The sequence below is a fragment of the Stenotrophomonas mexicanensis genome (assembly GCF_032911605.1).
Classification (GTDB): domain Bacteria; phylum Pseudomonadota; class Gammaproteobacteria; order Xanthomonadales; family Xanthomonadaceae; genus Stenotrophomonas; species Stenotrophomonas maltophilia_A.
Window position 1 is genome coordinate 37611 of sequence record NZ_JAWJTG010000010.1, and the last position, 13127, is coordinate 50737.

At 64.7% G+C, this 13127-nt stretch carries 10 protein-coding genes; 4 read left to right on the top strand and 6 right to left on the bottom strand.

Translation table 11 applies throughout. The features are described 5' to 3' along the window. The first annotated feature begins 85 nt into the window (after positions 1-85). Positions 86-688: a TetR/AcrR family transcriptional regulator gene (locus R1L06_RS06635; protein WP_006464233.1), complete on the top strand. Its 603-nt coding sequence runs from the start codon at positions 86-88 to the stop codon at positions 686-688. A gap of 138 nt (positions 689-826) precedes the next feature. Here the strand turns inward: R1L06_RS06635 and R1L06_RS06640 are convergent, their stop codons facing one another. From R1L06_RS06640 to hslO, 3 genes are all read right to left on the bottom strand, one after another. Next, positions 827-3580: a TonB-dependent receptor plug domain-containing protein gene (locus R1L06_RS06640; RefSeq protein WP_317217242.1), complete on the bottom strand. Its 2754-nt coding sequence runs from the start codon at positions 3578-3580 to the stop codon at positions 827-829. 382 nt (positions 3581-3962) lie between these two features. Beyond that, entirely contained in the window at positions 3963-4811 is an 849-nt protein-coding gene (locus R1L06_RS06645; protein ID WP_049420960.1) for an XOO1806 family protein, read from the bottom strand. 116 nt (positions 4812-4927) lie between these two features. Beyond that, on the bottom strand, positions 4928-5821 hold the full coding sequence (gene hslO / locus R1L06_RS06650) for an Hsp33 family molecular chaperone HslO (protein ID WP_032130068.1): 894 nt from the start codon (positions 5819-5821) through the stop codon (positions 4928-4930). Positions 5822-5898: 77 nt separating this feature from the next. Between hslO and mtgA the strand changes: the two genes are divergently transcribed. The 3 genes from mtgA to R1L06_RS06665 are packed head-to-tail and all read left to right on the top strand — an operon-like array spanning position 5899 to position 8116. Beyond that, on the top strand, positions 5899-6648 hold the full coding sequence (gene mtgA / locus R1L06_RS06655; RefSeq protein WP_032130069.1) for a monofunctional biosynthetic peptidoglycan transglycosylase: 750 nt from the start codon (positions 5899-5901) through the stop codon (positions 6646-6648). A 57-nt stretch (positions 6649-6705) separates the two neighbouring features. Beyond that, positions 6706-7725, top strand: coding sequence for a glycosyltransferase family 2 protein (locus tag R1L06_RS06660; RefSeq protein ID WP_032130071.1), 1020 nt, complete (start codon positions 6706-6708; stop codon positions 7723-7725). Next, a complete protein-coding gene (locus tag R1L06_RS06665; protein WP_019336409.1) occupies positions 7685-8116 on the top strand; it encodes a CBS domain-containing protein in 432 nt (143 codons plus the stop codon). Before R1L06_RS06660 ends, R1L06_RS06665 begins: the two co-directional genes overlap by 41 nt. Before the next feature lie 490 nt (positions 8117-8606). Here the strand turns inward: R1L06_RS06665 and R1L06_RS06670 are convergent, their stop codons facing one another. The 3 genes from R1L06_RS06670 to R1L06_RS06680 all read right to left on the bottom strand — a co-directional run bounded on the left by R1L06_RS06670 (position 8607) and on the right by R1L06_RS06680 (position 13121). Next, complete coding sequence (locus R1L06_RS06670) at positions 8607-10580, bottom strand: AsmA family protein (RefSeq protein ID WP_317217243.1); 1974 nt, start codon at positions 10578-10580, stop codon at positions 8607-8609. 83 nt (positions 10581-10663) lie between these two features. Further along, entirely contained in the window at positions 10664-11302 is a 639-nt protein-coding gene (gene trhA / locus R1L06_RS06675) for a PAQR family membrane homeostasis protein TrhA (RefSeq protein WP_005410682.1), read from the bottom strand. Between the two features lie 214 nt (positions 11303-11516). Then, positions 11517-13121: a peptide chain release factor 3 gene (locus tag R1L06_RS06680; protein WP_014038155.1), complete on the bottom strand. Its 1605-nt coding sequence runs from the start codon at positions 13119-13121 to the stop codon at positions 11517-11519. Between the last annotated feature and the right edge of the window lie 6 nt (positions 13122-13127).

The window sequence follows — 13127 nt, forward strand, 5'->3', positions numbered from 1 at the left end:
GCGGCAGCCCTGCGGGAGAGCCCTTTGACGGTTTCGCCCGCAACGGCGTACTGCAACGAACCCCGGCGTATGGTTAAATCAGCCCATGAATCAACCTGACGCTTCCGCCGGCGAACCGCGCGCCGGCCGCAACAGCCGCCTGAGTGCCGAAGACTGGGCCCAGGCGGCCCTCGACCTGATTGCTGAACAAGGCGTAGGCGCCGTTGCGGTGGAACCGCTGGCGCGGCGCCTCGGCGTGACCAAGGGCAGTTTCTATTGGCATTTCCCCTCGCGTGACGCCTTGCTGCAGGCCGCGCTGGAACGCTGGGAACTGTTCGAACAGGAACAGGTGTTCGGCAGCCTGGAAGACGTACCGGACCCGCGCGTGCGCCTGCGCCAGCTGTTCCAGATGGTGGCGCATGAAGTGCAGCCGCACATCATCTACAGCGAGCTGCTGAAGGCATTGGACCATCCGATGGTGCGTCCGGTGATCGACCGCGTGTCGCAGCGCCGCCTCGACTATCTGATCGCCTCGTTCCGCCAGGCTGGGCTCAGCTCGACCGATGCGCGCCACCGCGCACGCCTGGCGTACGCGGCCTATGTCGGCTTCCTCCAGCTGTCGCTGCAGTTGCAGCAGCCCAAGCAGGCGCGCGAGGATTTCGAGGCCTATGTCGAGCATCTCATCGAGACGCTGATTCCGAACGGTTGAGCGTCGTTGCTGCGTTGAATGCAGAAAGGCCGCAGCAATGCCGCGGCCTTTTCCGTTGGTGCTGCCGCGATCTGGCAGGCACAAAAAAACAACGGCCCCTTGCGGGGCCGTTGCTGCATCAGCTGATCAGTGGATCGATCAGAACTTCTGCTTGTACTGCATGTACATGTAGCGGCCCGGCAGGTCGTACTGCGGGTCGAACATGTTGTACGAGGTGTAGTACGAAACCGGCGGGCTCTTGTCCCACGCGTTGTTCAGGCCGACCATGATGGTGCCCTTCCACGGCGTGTTGTAGCGGAACTGGATGTCGTGGTAGGTCGTGGCACCAATGTGGTTCGTTCCCTTCGCGCCATCAGAGCAGTAGGCGAAGGTTTCCGGTTCCTTGACTGGATCAAACGGGCACAGTTCAGTCATGCCGGACTTGTAACGAATGCCGTAGTTGACCCCGAAGTCCCCGTAGGACCAGTCGACATACAGATTGGAACGGATGCGCCAGTACGGATCCTGGTCGAGATAGCGTCCCTGGCGACCCTCGATCGGAGCATCCTGAGTCGACTTGGTATCCCACTTGGACAGGTAGGTGCCGTCCAGAGTGATGGTGAACTGGCCGATCGAAGTTTCCGGCAACTTGTACAGGATGCCCAGATCCCAACCTTCCACCTTGTACGACGCCAGGTTCTGCAGCGGCATGTCGACGTTGGTGATGGTGTAACGCTGGTTGGTGCTGCCGTAGTTCGGGTCACGCGTGATCAGGCCACAGTTGGCTGCCTGCTCCTGCGCGGTGCCGCCATAGCAACGATCCATGATGTCCTGGATGGCCGGACGGGTGATGGCGTCCTCGATCTTGATCTGCCACCAGTCCAGGGTCACGTTCAGACCCTGCACGAAGCTCGGGCTCCATACCAGGCCCAGCGTCTTGCTGGTCGAGGTTTCCGGCTTCAGGTTCGGGTTGGCCTGCCAGGTGAACGGCTCAGGAGTCTGCTTCGCACCACTGCCAGCGCCCGGCTGAACGAAGCCGATCGGCACGCCCTCTGCCGCACATTGGGCAGCGATAGCGCCGGTACGGCGACCAGAGGTTGAGGAGCAGGGATCGATGTAGCTCTCGAACGAGTCAGCATCGCCGCGATACAGGTTGTTGATGCTCGGGGCGCGGAAGCCTTCCGAGTAGTTACCACGCACCATCAGGTCGTCGATCGGCTTCCAGCGGAAACCGAACTTGTTGTTGGTGGTGTTGCCGAAGTTGCTGTACTTCGAGTAGCGGGTTGCCGCGCTGAAGTCGAGTAGCTTGGCACCTGGCAGGTCAGCCAGCACCGGGATCGACAGTTCCAGGAAGAACTCGTCCAGGTCATAGCTACCCTTGGTGGGCGATGCTCCGTTGCCGGTGCTCAGGCCAGAGGCGATGAAGGCGTCCGGATCGAACTGGCCGGTTTCCTTGCGATATTCGTAACCAGCTGCGAAGCCCAATGCACCAGCCGGCAGCTGCACGATCTCGCCGGAGATGTTGGCGTAATAGCCCTTGGACACCAGACTTGCGGAGTCATGCGCGGTGAACGAGGTGTAATCCAGTGCCTCCTGCGAGATTGAGCCCAACCCACCCAGCGGGTTGATCGGGGCGCAGCCCGGGATGACTTCGCCTGCCGCATTCAAGCAGGCTGGCTTGCCATCGCGGATGGCCGACGGGCCGTAGGCTTCTTCCAGGCGCTGCACATTGAACAGACCGTAGGTCAGGTCGTTCTGGTCGGTCTTGTCGTAGCGGTAGCCGACATCCCAGTCGAAGTTACGGTCGGCGAACTCGAAGAAGCCTTCGAAACCGCCATAGAAGTGCCAGTTCTTGACGTTCTGGTTGAACGAGCGTCCACCGGTTTCGTTGAAGCGGCGTGCGACACCTTCCAGCTCAACACCGTATGGGTTGTACATGCTGCCCGCGCTCAGGTCCATGCCAGTGACAGGCATGGCGGCCAGCAGCTGCTCGGACTTGCGTTCGTTGTACATCGCCTCGGTACGGAAGGTGATGTTGTCAGTAACGTTATAAGAACCCACAGCAAACAGCGAGGTGCGCTCGTTGGGGGTCAGCAGGTAGTTGTCCGGCGCGGTGTTGTAGCCGTGAACATTGGGATCGAACGGCGTTTCCACGCCGTTGAGGATGACGTAACGCTCGTCATTACGCAGATACGAACCCGGAATGCCGGTGCTGCTCTGGCCGCTGAAGAACGGCGGGCCGCCGGCGGAGATCTTGCGATCGCCAGCCATCACGGCCTTTTCGTTGACGTAGGACACGCCGAGCACCAGCGACGCGCGGTCAGTGGTGGTGCCCAGGGTGAAGTCGGCCGCTTCGCGGTCGCCGTCACCGGCGCTGTACTGGCCCTTGTAGAAGTTGGCTTCCGCGCCATCGAAGTTCTGCTTGGTGATGATGTTCACCACGCCGGCGATCGCGTCCGAACCGTAGATGGTCGAAGCGCCGTCCTTCAGGACGTCGATGCGCTCGATCATCGCGGTCGGAATGGTGTTCAGGTCGACGCTGCCATCCAGGCCGGTGGTCCAGCGACGGCCATTGACCAGTACCAGGGTGCGCTCGGAACCCAGGTTGCGCAGGCTGACGCCGGCCGAACCGTCACCGCCGTTGTTGTAGGTACGGTTCAGGGCGGCGCCGTTGGCGGCAACGCGCTGCAGGATGTCGGCGACCGAAGTCACGCCCTGCTTGTCGATGTCGGCGCGGGTCAGGCTCAGGACCGGCTGCGAGGTTTCGATGTCGGTGCTCTTGATGCGCGAACCGGTGACCGAGATGCGGTCAAGGTTGGTCGCTTCCTGGGCCTGGGCGGTGGCAGTGGACGCCACACCGGCAACGAGCGCGACCAGAACGGCATCGCGCAGCTTGTTGGACTGGAAATTCATTGGCTCTCTCTCTCCAAGAAATCTTGGCTGGGTTAATGCCCGGCGGGGGAGCGAAAAGCGCTCCCAAATCGCGAGGCTGAGCCGATAGTAGCGGGCGTTCGCCAAGAATTAAAGCTGCGTTAATCAAGTCTATGATTTTGGTAAAAATGAAAATTGATGCACGAAATCAAGGGGTTGAATCGCAGGTGACATCACTCTGTCTCGTTTGTTAGCGCAAAGTGACGAAAAAAGTTTCCGTTGATGTGTATCGCAGTGTGTCGACGTGAATTGCGCGGTATCCAATTCGTCGAAAAGCGCTCTGCGTGTATCACGAACGCGCATACGCAACGGGCGCCTTTCGGCGCCCGGGAGAAGTCACTTCAGGAAGACCCGGGAGGTGGGGTCAGAGATCCTGTTCGTAACGCACATACGGCACGGTGCCGTCGTCATTGCTTTCATTGCGCGGGGAGAACGGATTCTTGCCGCGGCTGATCACGTTCTCGGCGCCAACGGTAAGTTGGCCAGACCACGGGGTACGCCAGGTCAGGCCGATGCCCAGGCCCTCCCACTTGCCGGGCTTGCCCGGCACGTCGATCACGCGGCCGATGATGCTGCCGGTGAAGTTGCCGTAGCCGGCGCCGATGCTCAGGCTCTTGCTGTCCCAGCGGTCGACGATGGACGGTGCGGCATCGGCCAGCGGTACCAGGCGGGCCTTGGCGTAGGTACCGGCGATCGAGACAAAACCCTCGCGGCCGATGTTCTTCTGCGCGAATACGGTCAGATCGTTCTGCTCGGCACGCAGCGAGGGTGTCTTGTTCGGGCCGGACAGCCACGCCGGAAGTGTTTCACGACCGGTGCCGGCGGTGATGCCGAGACGGCTGCTGCCGCGGTTCAGCGCGGCGGTACCGGTGAAGCGGCGGCTGTTGAGGTCGTCGTCGTCACCCAGGCTGGCCAGCATGCAGTGACTGGCCAGGCCGCTCATGCTGGTCCCGCTGCTGCTGTTGCAGAGCAGGCCCAGCGAATCGCCGGAGGACAGGCCGAAGGCCGCATCCAGCGAGTTGCGGCCGAAGTGCCAGCGGGCGCCGGCGGCCTGTTCACCGGTGGGCTCCAGGTACAGCAGGGCCTCGACCTTGCCGCTGCCCTTGTTCCATACCGGCAGCACGGTCCGGGTGTCCTTGCTCTGCGCGTGCACGCCCGTGATCGCGCCAAGGGCGATCAGCAGGGCCAGCGGTAGACGCAGGAAGGTACGCATCGGACCAGTTCAGACAGGGACGGACAACGGAAGTTCCCGCGGAGACGGGAACTTGATCCTAGGGTGTTTATGAATTCTTAACAAGCCTTGATCCCCCCAGATGCAAGACAAGCCGTTTACTGAAGCCGTTCAGGCGCCGGTACAGTCCCCTCGGCACCGTGGAACAGTATGCCGAACTCCGTCAAAGGAAAGTGATACTCCCGCCCGCAGAATTCGCAACGGACCTCGACGGCGCCGGTGTCCGCGGCTGCGGCACGGGCCTCGTCCTCGCCCAGCGACTGCAGCATCGACGCGACCCGCTCGCGGGAACAGGAGCAGGCGAAGGACAGCGGCTTGCCGCCCATCAGTTCCGGCTTCTCTTCGTGGAACAGGCGGTGCAGCAACTGCTCCGCCGGGGTCGCCAGCAGCTCGGCCTTGCCCAGGGTCTCGAACAGGGCGCTGGCACGCGCCCAGCCGTCTTCGTCACCCTCGTCACCCGGCAGCTTCTGCAGCAGCAGGCCGGCGGCGCCGTTGCGGTCGGCGGCCAGCAGCAGGCGGGTCGGCAGCTGTTCGGACTGGCGGAAGTAGTCCTCGAAGGCCTCGTCCAGCTCCGGTGCGGTCAGCGCGACCAGGCTCTGGTAGCGCTGCGGCTCGCGCGGGTCCAGGCCCGGGTTCTCGATGGTGATCGCGAGCAGGGCGTCATCACCCAGGCTGGACAGGTCGCGCGGCGCATCGGCGCCGTCGCTGAGCTGGGCGATGCCGCGCAGGGTACCGGCGGCGGTGCACTCGGCAAACAGGGTGCGCAGCGCGGTGCTGCTGCGCAGCTGGATCGAGAGGCGGCCATCGATCTTGGTGTGGCCGGTGAACAGCGCCGAGGCCACGCAGGCCTCGCCGAGCAGTTCGGCGGCGGTATCCGGGTACTCGGCGTGGGACAGGATCTCCTGCCAGGTAGCCTGCAGGCGCACGTGGACGCCACGGACGCCAGCGTCGGGAAGCAGGAAGCGGATCAGGGAATCGGGGTTGGCGGTCATCGGCTCACATCGCGCGTAAACGAGGGCGGTTGCCGGATAATGCGCCGACAACCGGATAGAAGAAGGATGCACCAGTAATGGGGGCAGGGGGAGAGCAGCACAAGGTGGAGGCCATCGCGGAAGTCCCGCGCCGCAGGCGCTGGCGCTGGAAACGGCTGCTCTGGCTGCCGCTGCTGCTGGCCGCTTTCAGCTGCCTGCAGGTACTGGTGCTGCGGTTCATCGACCCGCCGGTATCCACGGTCATGCTGTGGCGCTATGGCGAGGCATTGGGGGAGGCCGACTGGTCCTATCGCCTGCATTACCAGTGGCGCGACCTGGACCAGATGGCAGCGAGCCTGCCGATCTCGCTGGTGGCCGCGGAGGACCAGCGCTTCCCCGACCACAATGGCTTCGACCTGCAGGCCATCGAGAAGGCCCGCGACCACAACGCCAAGGGCGGACGCCTGCGGGGGGCCAGCACGATCAGCCAGCAGGTCGCCAAGAACCTGTTCCTCTGGCAGGGCCGCAGCTGGATCCGCAAAGGCCTGGAAGTCTGGTACACGGTGCTGATCGAAGCACTGTGGCCGAAGGAACGGATCCTGGAGATGTACGCCAACATCGCCGAGTTCGGCGACGGCGTCTATGGCGCGCAGGCGGCGGCGCAGACGTTCTGGGGCAAGGATGCGTCCCGGTTGAGTCCGGCCGAGAGTGCACGGCTGGCGGCGGTGTTGCCGGCACCGCGGCGCTACAACGCGGCAAAGCCAGGGCCGTACGTGCAGCGGCGCGCGGCATGGATCCAGCGCCAGGCACGGCAGCTGGGCGGCGCGGCGTACCTGTCGGAAGACTGAGGACACCTGCCATCGGGGCGGCAGGCCGTGCACCTGCAGGCGACGTACAATCCGGGCATGAATCGCGAACGCCTTACTGTCGTCATCGCCGCCTACAACGAGGAGCAGGCGCTGCCGTGCCTGCATCCCCGCCTGTGTGCGGTGCTGGACGGAATGCCCGACATCGATGGCCACATCCTGTATGTGGACGATGGCAGCCACGACGGTACCTGGCAGGTGATTGCAGGATTGGCGCAGGACGACGCGCGCGTATCGGCGTTGAAGCTGTCGCGCAATTTCGGCAAGGAGGCCGCGCTGACTGCCGGCCTGGATCTGGTGCGCGACGGCGCGGCGATGATCCTGGATGCCGATGGCCAGGACCCGCCGGAACTGGTGCCGCAGTTCGTTGCGCGCTGGCGCGAGGGCCATGACAACGTCTATGGCACGCGCATGGCCCGCGATGGCGAAGCCTGGATCAAGCGCGCCACGGCGGCGGCGTTCTATCGGGTGATCGGCCGCCTGTCACGCACGCCGATCCCTGCCGACACCGGTGATTTCCGTCTGTTGTCGCCACGCGCGCTGAGTGCGCTGCGCGAGATGCGTGAACGCCACCGCTTCATGAAGGGCCTTTTCAGCTGGGTCGGATTCAAGCGTATTGCTGTGCCCTACCACCGTCACGCGCGGGTGGCCGGCTCCAGCAAGTTCAGCCTGTGGCGGCTGTGGAACTTCGCGCTGGAGGGCATCACCGGGTTCTCGACCGTTCCCCTGCGGGCGGCGACCTACATGGGCCTGGCAACGGCGGCGGTGGCCTTCGTATTCGGCGTGTGGGTGATTGCCAAGGCGGCCCTGTACGGTGACCGGGTGGCGGGTTGGCCGACGATGATGGCGGTGATCCTGTTTCTGGGCGGGGTACAGTTGATCGCGCTGGGCCTGATCGGTGAGTACCTGGGACGGCTGTACGAGGAATCCAAGCAGCGCCCGTTGTACCTGGTTGACGCCTGGCTAGCATCCGCCGTGGCAGACTCGGCCCTGCAACCCACCCTCGGAGGGCAGGCAGATGACCACGGTACGGCAACTGTTGGACGGCAAGTCTCCTGAAGTACATGCGGTCGCGCCGGATGCGGCGGTGATCGATGCGATCCGGTTGATGGCGGAAAAGGGCATTGGCGCGGTGCTGGTGATGGACGGTCCGCGGCTGGTCGGGATCCTTTCGGAGCGCGATTACGCGCGCAAGATCGTGCTGCGTGATCGTTCGTCGCGGGATACGGCGGTGGCCGAGATCATGACGGCGAAGGTGGTGACGGTTTCGCCGGGCGAGCAGGTGGAGCACTGCCTGCAGCTGGTGACCGACTACCGCATCCGCCACCTGCCAGTGGTGGAGGGGGCACAGGTGCTGGGGGTGATTTCCATCGGCGACCTGGTGAAGTCGGTGATCGATGCGCAGCGGCGCGAGCTGGATCAGCTGCAGCAGTACATCGTGGCGGGGTGAGTTGTTCGCTGGCGGGCCTGCGGCCCGCCGGCCCGCTTTTCGAAGCTCAAAGCCAAAGCCAAAGCCAAAGCAGCGCCTTCCTGCTACGTCGGAGGGCGGAGGGCATGGCCGTGCAGGACACGCCGTAAACCCATCCATGGGGGCTCGATCGGCGCATCCATGCGCCTCACGGTCCTGCCCAGCCGCACCCTCCGCCTCTGGACACGTTCCTGCGAGCGCGGTGCGCACATGCGCGTTGGCTCGCTTTTGGTAGTTGCCAACCTTGGTTGGCAACAGCTTTTGACTTTGCTTTTTTTTTTGACTTTGAATTTCCGCTCTCGTTCCGCGCGCGGGAAACTGTCAGGAGGGGGATGGGTGGCCCAGGCAGGACCGTTGGCGCCATGGATGGCGCCATCGAGCCCCCAAGGATGGGTTCACGGCGTGTCCTGCCTGGGCCACCCATCCCCCTCAAGCCACGATCAATACAGGCGCAGTGAACAACGCTGTAAACCTACTTCGCATACTGCCCACCGCAGTCGGCATCCTTGCCCGGCCCCAGTTCGATGGTCGCCAGCAACGCCGCCGGCGGGGCAATGCTGCCCAGTACCAGGGCCACCGCGCCACGAATCCCCAACGCCTTGAAGTCCGGGCGGAAGGACGGGTCCTTGAACGTGCCACTGATGTGCAGTGGAGAGCGCAGTACCAGGATGCTCTTGTCCTTCGGGCGCGGTTTCAGCAGCAGGTCCAGGGTCTCGTCGCGCAGGCTGACCGTGCCTTCGCCGATGAGGATCGTATCGGTAGTGTCCACCGCCAGCGCCTGGCTGGTCATCAGGCCGTCGCGCACGCCGAAGTCGGCGAAGGCGCAGCGCAGGGGAATCTGTTTGTCGCCGGTCACCAGGAATTTCAGCGATTCGGTAATGTCCAGCCCTGCCAGTTCCATCACCAGGTTGCCGACATGGCCGCGGCCCATCGCCAGGCCGACCTTGCCACTGCTGCTGCCGAGCATCGCGGCGATCGAGTTGCCGCGGCCGCTCAGGTCCACCTCGCCGCCGATGCCGCCCTTGGCCTGCTCGGCAAGTTTCGCGTCCGGAAACAGCTGGCCGAGCTGCACGCCGCGCACGCTGGCCTTCAGGGCGGTGCTGATCTGCGGACGGCGCGCGTCCATGCGGATCGTGCTGCGGATATCGCCTCCGGCCACGCCGAAGTTCAGCGGGTCCAGCCGCAGTACGCCGTCATCCAGAAACAGGTGCGCATCCATGTCATCCAATGGCAGCGATGGCGCGTTGATGCGGTGGGCTTTCCAGCGCACGTCGGCATCCATCGCGCGCAGCTTGCCGAGGTTGTAGGGCGTGTCGGGCAGCACGCGTGCGCGGGCGGCAACCCGTGCGGCCTCGGCCTTCTGTTCGGCGTTTGCGGTTTCACCGCCGCCGGTTTTCGGTGGGGCACCGACGAAGCCGGCAAGGTCATCGAAGTCCAGGCGCTTGGATTCCAGCGTGGCGGTCAGCCGCGGCCGCGCAGCGCCCACTTCGAACTGCAGATTGCCACCGAGGTCGCTGTCGCCGACCTTGCCGGTGAAGGCGTCGTAGCGCCAGACGTTGTGGTCACGCTTGAGCCGGCCGTTCAACGCATAGGGTGGCGACGGCGGAATGGCAATGCCGAGCAGCGGATAGAGGTCGGCGAGGTCCTGGCCGCTGAGCGCAAACTGCAGATCGAACACGCGCAGCTGGAAGGGATTGGTCAGCGTGCCACTGGCTACCGCGTGGGTGGCGCCTGCGCGGCCATCGAGATGGATGCGGAACGGATGGTCGCTGTCGGTCAGCTCCAGCGGTGATTCCGTGCCGCCACGCAGGGTGAACGGATTGCCCTGCCAGTGTCCCTTGCCCTGCACCAGAAGCGGTGGCGCCGCGTCGGCCTGTTTCGGCTGGCCGCTGCGTACGTCCACGCGGATATCGGTACGGCCGAGCGCGTCGAGGAACTGCAGGCGACCGTCATCGATGCGCAACCGTTTGAGCTGGGGGCTGGTCGCACCGGCGCTGCCACCGAGGAAATCCCAGTTGCCCGGGTCGCCCTTGCGCGGCGCTGTTTCCAGCAGCACGTCCGGCCGGGTCAGGCGTACTTCGGGCAGCTGCACGCTGCCGCGCAGCAGGGGCCACACCCGCACGTCGATCTCGACGCGGTCTGCGGTGGCCATATCGGGTTGTTTCGCCCAGCTTGCATTGGCGAAGGTGATCGCATCGGCGCGGATCGTACTGGTGCGGCCGAGGTCGACATCAAGGTTCCCGATGTGCAGCGCACGGCCGGTGCGTGCCTGCACCGCGCGCTCAACCGGCCCCTTGAACCAGTTCCAGTCCCACAGCGCGATCAGCAGCAGGAGTGCCGCCAGCAGGAAGATCAGGATCGTGAGCCAGCGCCGGCCTCGTGGGCCGGGGCGGCGGAGGCGCCAGCGGGTCGAGCGCTTTGCGTCAGGGGAGGCGGCAGCATTCACGCCGCCATGGTTGCCCCCTCTTCGTGGACAGGGCGCGAAGCGTCCATGTGCGTGGTGTGCACACGCCGCGTTCGAACGCTGGTTTACAGCACCTGCATGGTGACCGCGACGAAGTGGCAGACGCTGCCACCGATCACGAACAGGTGCCAGATCGCATGCGAATACGGGATCGATTCACGGTGGTAGAAGTAGGTCCCCAGCGTGTACGACAGGCCGCCGGCGAACAGCCAGGTGAGGGTGCCGCCGTCGATCGAAGCCCACATCGGCTTGATCGCCACGACCACCAGCCAGCCCATGGCGATGTAGATCACCGTTGAGAGCACCTTGAAGCGACCGGTGTAGAACAGCTTGAACACCACGCCGCCCAGCGCCAGCGCCCAGATCGCGGTGAACAGGCCCCAGCCCCACGGACCACGCAGGCCGATCAGGGTGAACGGGGTATAGGTGCCCGCGATCAGCACGTAGATCGCGCAGTGGTCGAACACCTTCAAGCGGCCCTTGGCGACCGGATGCTGGATGGCGTGATACAGGGTGGAGGCGGTGTACAGCAGCAACAGCGCGATACCGAATACGATCGCACTGGCCAGCTGCCAGCCGTCGCCGTAGATCGCAGCCAGGGTGATCAGCACCGCGCTGGCGGCCAGGGCGAACACCGCGCCCAGGCCATGGGTCAGGGCGCTGGCGATTTCTTCACGGATCGAAGCAATGGACGTCGTGGACATGGGCATGGGCATCGTTCACGGGGAGGGGGACCCGCGTCCCCCTATCATCGCCGCGATGGCCGCCGTGTGCACGCCCGTCACCGTATGGTGGGTGAATCCCTGCGTTGCGCCGATGAATCCGTGAGCGGTAGATCCACGCCATGCGTGGATGAACCACCCGCGACGGCCGGGGGCAGAGCCCTTTCCTTGCGGAAAGGGATCCGGCCCGCTGGCATCAGCCCACCGAAACCGTATGCGCCGCTTCGCGGGTGGCCGAGAAGCGCACGTCCGGCGAGCGTTCCTGGGCCAGCTGCAGGTTGACCCGGGTCGGTGCCAGGTAGACCAGGTGGCCGGCCGCATCCAGCGCCAGGTTCAGCGCATTCTTCTCGCGGAACTCTTCCAGCTTCTTCTCGTTGCTGCAGTGGACCCAACGCGCAGTGGTCACGCTGACCGGCTCGAAGGTGGCTTCCACGCCGTACTCGTCCTTCAGGCGGTAGGCGGCCACGTCGAACTGCAGCACGCCGACCGCACCCAGGATCAGGTCGTTGCTGGTCAGCGGCCGGAAGAACTGGGTCGCACCTTCCTCGGACAGCTGGGCCAGGCCCTTCTGCAGCTGCTTGAGCTTGAGCGGATCGCGCAGGCGGGCGCGGCGGAACAGTTCCGGGGCGAAGTTGGGGATGCCGGTGAAGGTGACTGCTTCGCCTTCGGTGAAGGTATCGCCGATGGAAATGGTGCCGTGGTTGTGGATGCCGATCACATCGCCCGGCCACGCCTCGGCGGCGATCTCGCGGTCGCTGGCCATGAAGGTCAGCGCGTTGGCCAGCTTCATTTCCTTGCCGGTGCGCACGTGGAAGGTCTTCATGCCGGCGCTGAAGCGGCCCGAGCAGACCCGCATGAACGCCACGCGGTCACGGTGCTGCGGGTCCATGTTGGCCTGGATCTTGAACACGAAGCCGGTCAGCTTGTTCTCTTCCGGGGCGATCTCGCGGCCGGTGGTGGAACGCGCCTGCGGCGACGGGGCATGTTCGACGAAGAAGTCCAGCAGCGGCTGCACGCCGAAATTGTTCACGCCGGAACCGAAGAACACCGGGGTCTGCTTGCCGGCGCGGTAGGCGTCCAGGTCGAACGGATGGCTGGCGCCCTGCACCAGTTCCAGTTCGTCGCGCAGGTCGGCCAGCATCTGTGCACCGATCTTCTCGGCCAGGCCGGGCGCATCGATGGACGGGAAGATGGTCGAGTCCTGGCGGGTGAAGTTGCGGCCCGGTTCGTACAGGTGCACTTCGCCGGTCAGCAGGTGGACCACCCCCTTCAGGCGCTGGCCCATGCCGATCGGCCAGGTGACCGGCGCGCACTGGATGCCCAGCACGGTTTCCACTTCATCCAGCAGCTCGATCGGGTCCTTGCCCTCGCGGTCGAGCTTGTTGATGAAGGTCATGATCGGGGTGTCGCGCAGGCGGCAGACTTCCATCAGCTTGATGGTGCGCTCTTCCACGCCCTTGGCCACGTCGATCACCATCAGCGCCGAGTCCACCGCGGTCAGCACGCGGTAGGTGTCCTCGCCGAAGTCGGCGTGGCCGGGGGTGTCGAGCAGGTTGACGATCTTGCCTTCGTACGGGAACTGCATCACCGAGGAGGTGACGGAGATGCCGCGCTCCTTTTCCAGCGCCATCCAGTCGGAGGTGGCGTGGCGGGCGGCCTTGCGGCCCTTGACCGAACCGGCCATCTGGATCGCGCCTCCGAACAGCAGCAGCTTTTCGGTCAGCGTGGTCTTGCCGGCGTCAGGGTGGGAGATGATGGCGAAGGTGCGGCGACGCGACGCTTCGTTGGCGACTTCGGACATGGCAGT